The sequence below is a fragment of the Arthrobacter sp. zg-Y769 genome (assembly GCF_020907405.1).
Classification (GTDB): domain Bacteria; phylum Actinomycetota; class Actinomycetes; order Actinomycetales; family Micrococcaceae; genus Arthrobacter_B.
Map to the genome: position 1 here is coordinate 14501 of NZ_JAJJOE010000001.1, position 12546 is coordinate 27046.

A 12546-nucleotide genomic window follows, 5' to 3' on the forward strand; every position below is an offset into this window, starting at 1 on the left:
CGGTGGTGGAACTCAGGCGCTGCGCAGGGCGCGGTCGCTCATGGATTTTGAGCCGCGGGCAACGGCCAGGGTTCCGGATTGGACTATTTCGCGGATGCCGAAGGGCTCAAGCACCGAGAGCAGTGCGTTGAGCTTGTCGGCGGTGCCGGTTGCCTCGACGATGAGCGAGTCGGTGGAGACATCCACTATCGAGGCGCGGAACAGCTCGGCTGCCTGGGTTACCTGCAGCCGGGTTGCGGCATCCGCACGAACCTTGACCAGGATGTGGTCGCGCTGCACGGAGGAATCGGGAACCAGCTCGACAATCTTGATGACGTTGATGAGCTTGTTCAGCTGTTTGGTGACCTGCTCGAGCAGGTCACCCTCGGCGTCGACCACCACGGTGATCCGGGACATGCCCGGAACCTCCGAGGGACCCACGGCCAGGGAATTGATGTTGAATGCCCGGCGCGCAAACAGCGAGGCAACCCGGGTCAGCACGCCGGGAACGTCTTCTACCAGCACGGAAAGGGTGTGGCGGGCCATGTCCTAGTCCTCCTCTTCCCAGGTGGGGGTCATGTTGCGGGCAATCTGGATGAGGTCATTGCTCACTCCGGTGGGAACCATCGGCCACACCATGGAGTCGCGGCTGACCACGAAGTCGATGACCACGGGGCGGTCATTGATCTCCAGCGCCTGCGCGATGGTCGCGTCAATATCCTCGTCGCGTTCGCAGCGCAGGCCCACGCAGCCGTACGCCTCGGCCAGCTTGACGAAGTCCGGGATCCGCACGGTGTCGTGCCCGGTGTTCAGGTCCGTGTTGGAGTAGCGGGACTCGTAGAAGAGTGTCTGCCACTGCCGGACCATGCCCAGCGAGGAGTTGTTGATGATGGCGACCTTGATCGGGATGTTGTTGATCAGGCAGGTGGCCAGTTCCTGGTTGGTCATCTGGAAACAGCCGTCTCCGTCAATCGCCCAGACCACCCGGTCCGGTGCGCCTACCTTGGCGCCCATGGCTGCCGGCACGGAATAGCCCATGGTGCCCAGGCCGCCGGAGTTCAGCCACGCCCGGGGGCGTTCGTACTTGATGAACTGGGCGGACCACATCTGGTGCTGGCCCACGCCCGCCACATAGACGCCTTCGGGGCCGGTCATCGCGCCGATGCGCTCGATGACCTTCTGCGGGGCAATCAGTCCGTCTTCGGGTGTGGCGTAACCGATCGGGTAGGTTTCGCGCAGCCGCTCCAGCACGGCCCACCAGGCCGAGATGTCCGGTTTCGCGGTTTCGAACTGTCCGCGCACGGCGTCGGCCAGTTCGGGGATGATTTCCTTCACCGAGCCGACAATCGGCACATCCGCCGGCCGGTTCTTGGAGATCTCCGCAGGGTCGATGTCCGCATGGATAACCTTGGCGCCGGGTGCGAAGGAGCTCAGCACACCGGTCACCCGGTCATCGAAGCGGGCGCCGAGGGTGATCAGCAGGTCCGACTGCTGCAGGGCGGTCACGGCCGAAACCGACCCGTGCATCCCGGGCATGCCGACGTGCAGTTCGTGCGAATCCGGGAACACGCCGCGGGCCATCAAGGTGGTGACCACCGGGGCACCCACCAGTTCGGCCAGTTCGAGCAGCTCCGCCGAGGCGTTGGCCTTGAGCACACCGCCGCCCACGTAGAACACGGGCCGCTGCGAGGCGGCAATCAGGCGGGCGGCCTCGCGCACCTGCTTGGAGTGTCCGCGGACCACGGTGCGGTAGCCCTGCAGATCGATCTTCGGCGGCCAGGAGAAGGTGGTTTTCGCCTGCTGCGCGTCCTTGGCAATGTCGACGAGGACCGGACCGGGACGGCCCGACGTCGCAATGTGGAAGGCCTCGGCGAGCACGCGGGGAATATCGGCCGCATCCGTCACCAGGTAGGAGTGCTTGGTGATGGGCATGGTGATGCCCACGATGTCGGCTTCCTGGAAGGCGTCGGAGCCGATGAACGCGCTGGAGACCTGGCCGGTGATGGCGACCATCGGGACCGAGTCCATATGGGCGTCGGCAATGGCGGTCACGAGGTTGGTGGCCCCGGGGCCGGACGTCACGATACAGACTCCGGCGCGTCCGGTCACCATGGCATAGCCCTCGGCGGCGTGGCCGGCGCCCTGCTCATGCCGGACCAGGATGTGCCGTATTTTCGTGGAATCCATAAGCGGGTCATAGGTGGGCAGGATGGCGCCGCCGGGCAGCCCGAAGACTTCGTCGACGCCGAGTTCCTCGAGCGAACGGACGATGGCCTGCGAGCCGGTCATCTCGGTGGGCGGAACAGTGTTGTTGGGCCCCTGGATGCGCTCATCCGCGGTTTCCGGATGCGCAGACACGGAACTGGCTACGTCTTTGGTCCTGGCTGCCGCAGCGCGTGCAGCGGCATTTGCCTTCGAGGCCATCAGCGAAGGGCTGATTGGCGATCCCTTACTCATCGGAACTTCCTTTGCGGATGCTAATCCATGGTCAATGCGGTCATGCGACGGCCGTCCCGGGTTGTGCCCGGTACGGCTTCCGTGTTCGGCGAAGCCAAAACTGACGATGCCAATAAAAAAACCCCTCGTGCCTGTTGGCTCCGTAGGGGTTCGCGCGTGACGTCTTAGACAAGTCGGGCTGTTACGCCACGCGCTTGATAAGGACGACGGGTACGATCTGCATACCGTTCAGTCTTGCGTTCCCCTACGGGGGTGTCAATCTTATGAGACGCCCGTCTCATTATGTGAGACCTACCATCCAGGGTTTGGATCCCATCCCCTCGTGGCGGCAGGGCTTAATAAGGTTGAAAAGCCTTAGGGGCCCCACGGGTATCCGCGCCAGCGGATGCCCGTGGGGAGGCTTTTCAACCGCAGTAAGCCCCCGTGGACGCGGAGTTGACCATCTTGGCGTACTTGGCCAGCACGCCCTTCGTGAATTTCCCCGGCAGCGGCTGCCAGCCGACCCTGCGCGCTTCCAGTTCCTCGGGCTCCACCAGCAGATCGAAGCTGCGGGCGGCAATGTCCACCCGGATCCGGTCGCCGTCCCGCACGAAGGCGATGGGGCCGCCGTCGACCGCTTCCGGTGCCACGTGGCCGATGCATAGTCCCGTGGTGCCGCCGGAGAAGCGGCCGTCGGTGAGCAGCAGGACGTCCTTGCCCAGGCCCGCACCCTTGATGGCACCGGTAATGGCGAGCATTTCCCGCATTCCCGGACCGCCCTTGGGGCCTTCATAACGGATGACGACGACGTCGCCTGCGGAGATTTCCCCGGCGTCCAGTGCGTCCAACGCACCCTGTTCGCGCTCGAAGACGCGGGCAGTGCCTTCGAAAATGTCGGCGTCGAACCCTGCACTCTTCACGACGGCGCCTTCCGGGGCCATGGTGCCCTTGAGGATGGTGATGCCGCCGGTCTTGTGGATGGGGTTGTCCATGGCCCGCAGGACCTTCCCGTCCGGATCCGGCGGGTTGATCGCGGCGAGGTTCTCCGCGACGGTCCTGCCGGTGACGGTGAGGCAGTCGCCGTGGATCAGGCCGGCGTCGAGCAGTGCCTTCATGATGACCGGCACGCCGCCGATCTTGTCTACGTCGAACATGACGTACCGGCCGAACGGCTTCAGGTCGCCCAGGTGCGGAATGGTGTCGCCGATCCGGTTGAAGTCCTCGAGGGTGAGGTCCACTTCGGCTTCGCGGGCGATGGCCAGCAGGTGCAGCACGGCGTTGGTGGACCCGCCGAAGGCCATGGTGACGGCGATGGCGTTTTCGAAGGCCTTCTTGGTCATGATGTCGCGGGCGGTAATGCCCTTGCGCAGCAGGTTGACCACTGCTTCCCCGGACTTGCGGGCAAACTCGTCGCGGCGCCGGTCCGCGGAGGGCGGAGCGGCCGAACCCGGCAGGGACATGCCCAGGGCCTCGCCGATGCACGCCATCGTATTGGCGGTATACATGCCGCCGCAGGCACCTTCTCCCGGGCAGATGGCCCGTTCAATGGAATCCAGGTCCTTCAGGCTCATCTTGCCTGCGGCACAGGCACCCACTGCCTCGAAGGCATCGATCAGGGTGACTTCCCGTTCGCTGCCGTCCTCCATCTTGGCGAAGCCGGGCATGATCGAGCCGGCGTAGAGAAAGACGCTGGCGAGGTCCAGGCGGGCCGCCGCCATCAGCATGCCGGGCAGGGACTTGTCGCAGCCGGCCAGCAGTACGGAACCGTCCAGGCGTTCGGCCATCATCACCGTCTCCACCGAGTCCGCAATGACTTCACGGGACACCAGGGAGAAGTGCATGCCTTCGTGGCCCATGGAAATACCGTCGGAGACGGAAATGGTGCCGAACTGCATGGGGAAGCCGCCGCCGGCGTGGATGCCTTCCTTGGCACCCGTCGCGAGGCGGTTCAGGGAAAGGTTGCAGGGAGTGATCTCGTTCCAGGAACTGGCGACGCCGATCTGCGGTTTGGCGAAGTCGTCGTCGCCCATACCGATGGCGCGGAACATACCGCGGGCAGGTGCCGCGTGTATGCCGTCCGTGACGACTCTGCTGCGGGGTTTGATGTCCGGTGTGTTGTCTCCGCTCATGGGTAGATCGTAGGACTTAAGCCGGCAGGGTTCGCCTCTGTGACGGAGATGGGCAGCTGTTGTTACGGCCTGTGAACGGCAGATGACGATCTCGGGCAGGGGCGGGAAGGACTTCCCGAATGGGGGGACCGTGTTCATAGACTGGGGTTATGACATCGGATACAGGATCCCCTGGCGCAGCCACTGAACCGAGCGCAGCCACTGAACCGAGCGCAGCTACTGAACCAGGCGCGGGAACAGGAACCCCTGACAGCGACCAGCTGAAGCGGGTGCTGCGACGCGTCTTCGAATCGCAGATCCCCAACTACGGCGACTACAACCTGGTCCTGGCCACACCGGGGCTCGACGGGGAAACCGGTTTCTATGTGCTGGGCTACCGCTGGCGTCCGGCCGAAGTCGTATTCGCTCCGTTCGACGTCGAGACCCTCGCCGGGCTGGAATCACCCACGTCGGTGAACACCACCAACCTCAGCCACACGGAGGAGCTGGATACAGACGCGTATGAAGTGGGTACCAGCACCGGGCGCGTTTTCCAGTTCGCCGTCGAAGCGCAGGCCTTCCTGCCCGCCACGGCGGGAGAGCTGCTGCTGGAGCAGGCAGCGGACTGGGAGGATTTCCGCTCCTTCGTGGACTCCTACCTGGAACTGGCCTAGGTTCCGGGGCCCCGCTTATGCCCAGGGGCCGGGGCGGACCAGGTTCAGCGGTTCTTTTCCTTCAGCCAGCCGCAGCACCTGACGGCGGAGCAGGGCCTTGATCCGGGGTTCGAACGCGGCGGTGTTGCCGCCCCAGTGCGGGGTAATGATTGCGCCGGGTGCCTGCCGCAGAGGATGATCGGCGGGCATCGGTTCCGGGTCGAAGACGTCGACAGCGGCGCGCAGCCGGCCGGACACCACTTCCTTGGTCAGGGCCTCGCTGTCCACCACCGCGCCGCGTGCAACATTGACCACCAGCGCTCCATCCGGCAGGGCGGCGAGTATGCGGGCATCGATCAAATGGCGGGTCTGTGCGTCCAGCGGCGTGATAACCACCAGGATCTCGGCCCGGGCCGCCAGTTCGGCCAGTTCGTGCGTTCCGTGCACGGCACCATCGTCGTCCGTCCGGGCAGAACTGCCCACCCGGGTGAGCTCGACGTCGAACGGGCGCAGCCGTGCGGCAATCTCGCGGCCGATTCCCCCCACACCCACGAGGAGCACGCGGCGGTCTGCCAGCCCCGGATACCGGATCGATTCCCACCGGCCCTCGTGCTGGGCGCTCAAGGCATCGTCGAGGCCCCGCTGCGCCGCAAGGATCAGGGTGAGGGCCATTTCAGCGGTGGCGGCAGCATGGACCCCGGCGGCGCTGGCAATAGCTGTCTGCTCCCCCACCAGTTCGGGCAGTCCGTCATAGCCGGTGGACTGCGCCTGCAGGAGCAAAAGGCTCGGCACCCGGTCCAGCGCGTCGCCGTAGTCGGCTCCGTTGGCGTAGGGAAGCACCACCGCATCGATCTCTGCGTACGCAACACCTTCGGGCTCGCCAACCAGGTCCCAGAGGGCCGCATGCATTCCTTCGGGCAGCGGCTGCAGGGCTTCAAGGAGCTCGGGGGTGGGCACGGTGAGGGTGCGTACCGGAACCTTCGGGAATTCAATGTCGGCCATGCCAGCCAGCGTAACGGGTGTCACTGCGCGAGCGGGACAGTGCCCGGGGTCCGCAGCTATGGACAGCGGCAGGTGCCCGCCGTAACGTGAAAAACGTGCCTTCCGCCGACCGAAGGATGCCGCCGTGACCCGCAAATCCGTTCTTCTCACAGCCCTCGGGGTTGGGTCCGTGGCCACGGTCTGGGCAGTCCGGATGATGGAGCGGATGCTGGCCCACGGTGCCGTACGGACGGCGGCGGGGATCGACACTGCCGGTGTGCCGGATCCGGACCTCCCGGTTACTCCGGTTCCCCGCGATGCCGTCACGACCGTGACCACCGGGGACCCGGCGTCGAACCTGCCCGCCCGGACCTGGGTGGTGGACAGCAGCGGCGACTGGGACGGGAGTCCGGGTGAATTAGTGATCCTCCCTCGCCCCGGCGCTGCCCCGGAACGGAACGCGACGTGAGACCGGACACAAAACCCCGCCGGATTTCATTCTCCGGCGGAACTGCTGGTAGTGTTTCATGTCGTTGCTGATGCCAACTGCGGAAGAAATGCCGCCGGTTTCATCACCTCGAATACGCACCTCTAGCTCAATTGGCAGAGCAATTGACTCTTAATCAATGGGTTCCGGGTTCAAGTCCCGGGGGGTGCACCACTGAAAACCCCGTTCGATCAGGCTCTTCGCCTGGCCGGGCGGGGTTTTTTGCTGCCCGTAGCCGGGATGCTGATCCGTACTGCCGGAGGATTTCGTGCACCCCGCGCCCACGTGGTAATGTTTCATGTCGTTGCGGAGAACAAACCGCGCCTCACGGCGTAGGTCTTCCTTCCAGCAAAGTGCGCACCTCTAGCTCAATTGGCAGAGCAATTGACTCTTAATCAATGGGTTCCGGGTTCAAGTCCCGGGGGGTGCACCACTGAAAACCCCGTTCGACCAGGCCTTGCGCCGGGTTGGACGGGGTTTTTCTTTTGCCGGCGTCCGGCTCCTGGAGCTACGCTTCCGCACGCCAGAGATACGGCGTTGTGGTAGAGACCTTTCGGAAGCCGGAGCGCTCCAGGATGGGGCGGGAGAATTCCGTCGAGTCACTGTGGATCAGCGTCCTGCCCCCGGCCAGCGCTGAACGTGCGCGGGCTGCGGTGACGGCGCGGTAGATGCCCCGGCCGCGCCATGACGGAAGGGTCGCTCCGCCCCAGATGCCGGCGAACTCCGTGCCCGGGACCGGCTCGAGGCGGCCGGTGCTGATGATCGTTCCACCGCTTTCGGCCACCCAGAGTTCCATGCCGTCGCCGCGGGACAGCCGGTGTAGAAGGGAATCCGCCGTCGCCGGGGACACCGGGTCGCCGAACACCTCATCCGCCATTGCACTCATGGCGCGGACATCCTCTTCCTCCGTCACCCGGCGAAGGGTGACCCCGTCCGGCAGCGGGACATCAACCGCGAGGTCTGCAGCACGCCCGATCATGATGGATTCGGGTTCCTCCGGTTCGAATCCGTTACGCAGCAGGGCTTCGCGGAGACCCGGCGCCCGGTCATGGCCGCGGGTCTTCCACTCCACCTGCCTGGTCTCCGGGCTGCTCCTGTAGTGGGCCAGGGCGGCAGCCACCCAGCCCTCGATTGTTGCGGCGTCCGCCCCGTCCAGGTCCGCGTAGGTGATGAAGCCCCTGCCGCCCTCGAACGTCGCCAGGCGCAGCGGTCCCAGCCGTTCGACGGATGCCGCGCCCGGAGTTTCCGCGTCGGTGCGCAGCTGTCGGTCGTAGGCGGCAAGGAGTTCCGTCGATGTGGTCATGGGTCCACACCCTACCGCCGGTGACGGGCCTGCCCTTAGTTCCCCTTGACGTTCACGATCTGCCGGAGCACGTGCTTCACGGTCACCAGGTCCTTCGCGTCCGCCATCACGGCGTCGATGTCCTTATAGGCTGCCGGGATCTCGTCAATAAAGGCCGGGGTATCCCGGAACTCGATCCCCTTCATGGCCCTCCGCAGCTGCTCCTGGCTGAATGTCTTTCGCGCCTTCGTCCTGGAATACTCGCGGCCGGCTCCGTGCGGTGCGGAATTCATCGACGGCGCGTAGCCCTTGCCTTCCACCACGTACGACGCCGTGCCCATGGACCCGGGGATCAGCCCCGGGCGTCCCGGCGAGGCATCAATGGCGCCCTTGCGGGAGAGCCAGACGTCCCTGCCGTAGTGGTGCTCCACCTCGGTGTAGTTGTGGTGGCAGTTGATCCGTTCCCGTTCCTGCACAGCCTCCCCCGTCCACGCACTGAAACAGGCAACCACCCGGTCCATCATCTCCTCGCGGTTGAGCAGGGCGAATTTCTGGGCCCACATCAATTCCGCAATGTACCGGTCGAACTCCTCGGTCCCCTCTTCCAAATAAGCCAGGTCCCGGTCCGGCAGCTCGACGGAGCGCTTGCCGCAGTAATTCTGTGCGGCCCAGATGTGCTGCTGCGCAATCTTGTTGCCGACGCCGCGCGAGCCCGAATGCAGGAACAGCCAGACAGCATCCTCCTCGTCCAGGGAGACTTCGATGAAGTGGTTTCCCGAGCCGAGCGTGCCCAGCTGAAGCCGCCAGCCCTTGAGGTAGGACGCCGGGTCAAAGCCGGCGGCAGCGGCGTCGTCGGCCAGTTCTTCGACCCGCCGACGCGCGGAGTCCGTGAGGCTGCGGTTGTTGTTGCCGGCCGAAAGCGGAACGGCACGCTCAATAGATTCGCGGAGGACGCGGCGGTTCAACCCGTCGATGTCCGGGGCGGAATGCCGGGTGCGGACGGCGATCATCCCGCAGCCGATATCGACGCCGACCGCCGCGGGAATGATGGCCCCCTGGGTGGGAATCACGGATCCGACAGCGGCCCCTTTACCCAGGTGTGCGTCCGGCATGGAAGCCAGGTGCGGATAGATGAACGGCATCCGGGACGTCCTGGTGTTCTGCTCCAGGGTTACGTCGTCAATCACGCTGGCGAAGTTGATGTACTTGTCGTTGACCTTCTGCTCCACAGCCGCCCTTTCGTCAGTGCGCTTACCTTCGAGGCTAGCGGGCATAACGCAAAGGAGGCACATCCGGTGGATGTGCCTCCTTTAGGGTTTGCCTGACGCGCTGCGGTCAGCGGCTGTCGGCTGTTGCTTCCGCAGTCTCCGGCAGAATCACCAGGCCGCTTTCGGCGGGTATCGGCAGGCCGGGTACGTCGACGGCTACCTGCCACCGCGGGCTCCCCAGCTCGCTGATGACCTTTCGCAGCTGGCTGCGCAGTGCTTCGGACAGCAGGTCACCGCCGTCAAGCAGCGTGCGCTCGATGTTCTGTGCCTCGCGAAGTGCCTCGGTGCCCTGGGCCGTAATGGTCACCATGTGGCTGCGCTTGTCGAGGTCATTGCGGACGCGGCTCACGTGGCCGTGGGTTTCCAGGCGGGCCAGGGTCTTGCCCATGGTCTGGGCCTGGACGCGCACCAGCTGCGCAAGGCGGGCCTGTGTCATTGGTCCCTGTGCATCAAGAACACCCAACGCTATGACGCCTGCATGGGTCAGCCCAATGCTGACCAGCCGCTCGTTCCAGGCGTGCTCTACAAGGCGGGCTGCTGTTGACAGCAGGCGACCGGTGGGCCAACGCTCCATATCCGGCATAAAATAAAACTCTTCCTCTCGGGGACGGATCCGCACGTAACAGTCAATTTGCTGATTACGTCCCGATCCACAGTCTAGGATAGCCACCGCACGTTGGAATGTCGCCTTTTGACGCGCCAACGGCGAAATCGACATCAAGGAGAGACCTAATGCCCCGTCTGAGCCCGGACGAGACCGCACCGGAATTCGCGCTTCCCGCCGCCGATGGGACAACCGTGTCGCTGGCGGACCAGCGCGGCAGCAGCACCATTGTCTACTTTTATCCGGCCGCGGCAACGCCCGGCTGCACCAAGGAGGCCTGCGATTTCAGGGATAACCTGAACAGCCTCAAAGGCGCCGGTTACCACGTCCTGGGCATCTCCCCCGACCCGGTGGAGAAGCTGGAAAAGTTCGCAGCAACCGAAAACCTGAACTTTCCGCTGCTCTCCGACGCGGACCACGCCGTGGCCGAAGCCTACGGTGCCTGGGGTGAGAAGAAGAACTACGGCCGCACCTATGAAGGGCTCATCAGGTCGACAGTGGTGGTGAACCCCGAGGGCACGGTTGCCCTGGCCCAGTACAACGTCAAAGCCACCGGGCATGTCGCGAAGCTCCGGCGCGATCTGGGGCTCGACTAACCTCGGGTAGACTAAAACCGGTTTCCCGCACCCGGCATGTAACAGCCGGCGGGGAAATCGGCGCGAGTGGCGGAATTGGTAGACGCGCTGGATTTAGGTTCCAGTGTCTTCGGACGTGTGGGTTCAAGTCCCTCCTCGCGCACTGAATATCAAAGCCCCGGTCTTCGGACCGGGGCTTTTTCGTGCCCGGATAAACCGTCTCCGGCTCCGGCGTGACCGAATCGTGACCACGCCGACGGTGACGAATGTCACGTAACAGAAACACTTCCCCATTAGGCTCTGTCCATACGTGTGCGCCCAACGGGCGCATACGGGCTGGTTTTCCGGCCGCAGGCAACACTCGCTTAGCGTTCATCCGCCCTTGAGGAGTACCCAAAACATGTTCCCAGCAGACAGTGTCAGGAAAGGCCGGTCCGCGAAGAAGCGCGCGTCCGCCCTTACCGCCGGCCTTGCCCTGAGCGCGCTTGTGCTTTCGGGCTGTGCCCAAAGCAACCGCGAGGAAGGGGCCGACGGCGGCTCCAGCGACGTGAACGGCACCTTCGTCTTCGCCGCCTCGTCCGACCCCAAGTCCCTGGACCCCGCCTTCGCTTCCGACGGCGAATCCTTCCGTGTCAGCCGCCAGATCTTCGAAGGCCTTGTGGGGGTCAAGGCCGGCACCGCAGACCCGGCGCCGCTGCTGGCGAAGTCGTGGGAATCTTCCGACGACGGCATGACCTACACCTTCGCCCTTGAAGAGGGCGTCAAGTTCCATGACGGCACGGACTTCAATGCCGAAGCGGTCTGCGCCAACTTTGACCGCTGGTACAACTTCACCGGCATCCAGCAGGCCGAAAGCCAGGCCTATTACTACGGCATGCTGTTCAAGGGCTTCTCGGATACCCCCGATACCGCAACCTACAAGTCCTGCGAGGCATCCTCGGACTCCGAGGCAGTGATCACGCTGAACAAGCCGTTCGCCGGCTTCGTGGCAGCCCTCTCCCTGCCGGCATTCAGCATGCAGAGCCCGGCCGCCCTGGAGGAGTTCGGCGCCAACGAGTCCTCCGGAACGGCCGAGGCCCCCGAGCTGACCGAATACGCCAAGGGCCACCCCACGGGCACCGGCCCCTACAAGTTCGACGGCTGGGACGTGGGTAACCAGCTCACCCTGTCATTGAACGAGGACTACTGGGGCGGCGCCGACGCCCAGGTCACCGATATCATCTTCCGCGTCATCGATGATCCGCAGGCACGCCGCCAGTCCCTGGAGTCCGGCGACATCGACGGCTACGACCTCGTCGCCCCCGCCGACACGCAGGCACTGGCCGATGCCGGATTCAACGTAGTCCAGCGCGATCCCTTCACCATCCTGTACCTCGGCATTAACCAGAAGGTCCCCGAGCTGGCCGATCCCAAGGTCCGCCAGGCCATCGCGCACGCCATCGACAAGGAAGCACTGGTCAGCCAGACCTTGCCCGAGGGCACCAAGGTTGCCACCCAGTTCATCCCCGACGTCGTCAACGGCTACAACGAAGACGTCACCACGTACGAGTACGACCCCGAGAAGGCCAAGGCGCTGCTGGCGGAAGCCGGCTACCCGGACGGCTTCACCGTGGACTTCAACTACCCCACGGGCGTCTCCCGGCCGTACATGCCCACACCCGAGCAGGTCTTCACCAACCTGAGCGCCCAGCTGGCCGAAGTGGGCATCACGGTCAACGACCAGGCGAACAAGTGGTCCCCTGACTACCTCGACCGCGTCCAGGCAGGTTCGGACCACGGCCTGCACCTGCTGGGCTGGACGGGCGACTACAACGACACCGACAACTTCGTGGGCGTGTTCTTCGGCCAGGAAAAGCCGGAGTTCGGCTTCAACAACCCGGAGATCTTCAACGCCTTGGAAGAGGCACGCCAGGTTTCCACCCTCGAGGAGCAGACACCGCTCTACGAGCAGATCAATGAAGACATTGCCCAGTTTGTGCCGGCGATCCCGCTGGCCCACCCGGCGCCGTCGCTCGCGTTCTCCGAGCGCGTGGAATCCTACCCGGCCAGCCCGGTGAACGACGAGGTCTTCAGCGAGATCAAGCTCAGCAAGTAACACCCCGCCGGAGGCCGGGGACCCTGCGGGGTCCCCGGCCTCCTACGCGCCTCGTCTTTTCCTCTCCAGATCCTCCAG

General features: G+C 64.7%; 11 protein-coding genes and 3 tRNA genes. 7 read left to right on the forward strand and 7 right to left on the reverse strand.

Annotated features, from left to right (window positions below; genetic code table 11):
• Positions 1 to 12: 12 nt before the first annotated feature.
• The 3 genes from ilvN to ilvD form a co-directional block, all read right to left on the reverse strand.
• The gene (gene ilvN / locus LOC60_RS00065) at positions 13 to 525 is read right to left on the reverse strand and encodes an acetolactate synthase small subunit (RefSeq protein WP_227918205.1); all 513 of its coding nucleotides are present in this window, start codon (positions 523 to 525) and stop codon (positions 13 to 15) included.
• 3 nt (positions 526 to 528) lie between these two features.
• Entirely contained in the window at positions 529 to 2436 is a 1908-nt protein-coding gene (locus LOC60_RS00070) for an acetolactate synthase large subunit (protein WP_230020618.1), read from the reverse strand.
• A gap of 404 nt (positions 2437 to 2840) precedes the next feature.
• On the reverse strand, positions 2841 to 4544 hold the full coding sequence (ilvD, locus tag LOC60_RS00075) for a dihydroxy-acid dehydratase (protein ID WP_230020620.1): 1704 nt from the start codon (positions 4542 to 4544) through the stop codon (positions 2841 to 2843).
• 149 nt (positions 4545 to 4693) lie between these two features.
• Here ilvD and LOC60_RS00080 point away from each other — a divergent pair, with 149 nt between their 5' ends.
• Complete coding sequence (locus LOC60_RS00080) at positions 4694 to 5197, forward strand: hypothetical protein (RefSeq protein ID WP_230020621.1); 504 nt, start codon at positions 4694 to 4696, stop codon at positions 5195 to 5197.
• Between the two features lie 15 nt (positions 5198 to 5212).
• Here the strand turns inward: LOC60_RS00080 and LOC60_RS00085 are convergent, their stop codons facing one another.
• The gene (locus LOC60_RS00085; protein WP_230020622.1) at positions 5213 to 6178 is read right to left on the reverse strand and encodes a 2-hydroxyacid dehydrogenase; all 966 of its coding nucleotides are present in this window, start codon (positions 6176 to 6178) and stop codon (positions 5213 to 5215) included.
• A 124-nt stretch (positions 6179 to 6302) separates the two neighbouring features.
• Between LOC60_RS00085 and LOC60_RS00090 the strand changes: the two genes are divergently transcribed.
• The 3 genes from LOC60_RS00090 to LOC60_RS00100 all read left to right on the forward strand — a co-directional run bounded on the left by LOC60_RS00090 (position 6303) and on the right by LOC60_RS00100 (position 7077).
• Positions 6303 to 6626 carry a hypothetical protein gene (locus tag LOC60_RS00090; protein ID WP_230020623.1) on the forward strand — a complete coding sequence of 108 codons (324 nt, stop codon included), beginning with the start codon at positions 6303 to 6305 and terminating at the stop codon, positions 6624 to 6626.
• A 116-nt stretch (positions 6627 to 6742) separates the two neighbouring features.
• Positions 6743 to 6818: transfer RNA gene (locus LOC60_RS00095), tRNA-Lys, on the forward strand.
• Between the two features lie 183 nt (positions 6819 to 7001).
• Positions 7002 to 7077 (forward strand) — tRNA-Lys (locus LOC60_RS00100).
• 75 nt (positions 7078 to 7152) lie between these two features.
• Here the strand turns inward: LOC60_RS00100 and LOC60_RS00105 are convergent.
• The 3 genes from LOC60_RS00105 to LOC60_RS00115 form a co-directional block, all read right to left on the reverse strand.
• The gene (locus tag LOC60_RS00105; RefSeq protein ID WP_230020624.1) at positions 7153 to 7947 is read right to left on the reverse strand and encodes a GNAT family N-acetyltransferase; all 795 of its coding nucleotides are present in this window, start codon (positions 7945 to 7947) and stop codon (positions 7153 to 7155) included.
• Between the two features lie 35 nt (positions 7948 to 7982).
• Entirely contained in the window at positions 7983 to 9200 is a 1218-nt protein-coding gene (locus LOC60_RS00110; protein WP_230020625.1) for an RtcB family protein, read from the reverse strand.
• A gap of 61 nt (positions 9201 to 9261) precedes the next feature.
• Positions 9262 to 9768 (reverse strand): MarR family winged helix-turn-helix transcriptional regulator, encoded by a 507-nt coding sequence (locus tag LOC60_RS00115; protein WP_442860351.1) that lies wholly within the window; start codon positions 9766 to 9768, stop codon positions 9262 to 9264.
• Positions 9769 to 9926: 158 nt separating this feature from the next.
• Between LOC60_RS00115 and bcp the strand changes: the two genes are divergently transcribed.
• The 3 genes from bcp (at position 9927) to LOC60_RS00130 (ending at position 12468) form a co-directional block, all read left to right on the forward strand.
• Positions 9927 to 10394, forward strand: a complete 468-nt coding sequence (bcp, locus tag LOC60_RS00120; RefSeq protein ID WP_230020628.1) for a thioredoxin-dependent thiol peroxidase — start codon at positions 9927 to 9929, stop codon at positions 10392 to 10394.
• A 60-nt stretch (positions 10395 to 10454) separates the two neighbouring features.
• Positions 10455 to 10536: transfer RNA gene (locus LOC60_RS00125), tRNA-Leu, on the forward strand.
• Positions 10537 to 10773: 237 nt separating this feature from the next.
• Complete coding sequence (locus LOC60_RS00130) at positions 10774 to 12468, forward strand: ABC transporter substrate-binding protein (protein WP_230020629.1); 1695 nt, start codon at positions 10774 to 10776, stop codon at positions 12466 to 12468.
• Positions 12469 to 12546 lie beyond the last annotated feature (78 nt).

Bases quoted from the DNA above. Each gene is read 5' to 3' on its own strand.
- LOC60_RS00085 (WP_230020622.1), bottom strand. From the start codon at position 6,178: ATGGCCGACATTGAATTCCCGAAGGTTCCGGTACGCACCCTCACCGTG.
- LOC60_RS00080 (WP_230020621.1), top strand. From the start codon at position 4,694: ATGACATCGGATACAGGATCCCCTGGCGCAGCCACTGAACCGAGCGCA.
- ilvN (WP_227918205.1), bottom strand. From the start codon at position 525: ATGGCCCGCCACACCCTTTCCGTGCTGGTAGAAGACGTTCCCGGCGTG.
- LOC60_RS00115 (WP_442860351.1), bottom strand. From the start codon at position 9,768: ATGGAGCGTTGGCCCACCGGTCGCCTGCTGTCAACAGCAGCCCGCCTT.
- LOC60_RS00070 (WP_230020618.1), bottom strand. From the start codon at position 2,436: ATGAGTAAGGGATCGCCAATCAGCCCTTCGCTGATGGCCTCGAAGGCA.
- bcp (WP_230020628.1), top strand. From the start codon at position 9,927: ATGCCCCGTCTGAGCCCGGACGAGACCGCACCGGAATTCGCGCTTCCC.
- LOC60_RS00105 (WP_230020624.1), bottom strand. From the start codon at position 7,947: ATGACCACATCGACGGAACTCCTTGCCGCCTACGACCGACAGCTGCGC.
- LOC60_RS00130 (WP_230020629.1), top strand. From the start codon at position 10,774: ATGTTCCCAGCAGACAGTGTCAGGAAAGGCCGGTCCGCGAAGAAGCGC.
- LOC60_RS00110 (WP_230020625.1), bottom strand. From the start codon at position 9,200: ATGCCCGCTAGCCTCGAAGGTAAGCGCACTGACGAAAGGGCGGCTGTG.
- ilvD (WP_230020620.1), bottom strand. From the start codon at position 4,544: ATGAGCGGAGACAACACACCGGACATCAAACCCCGCAGCAGAGTCGTC.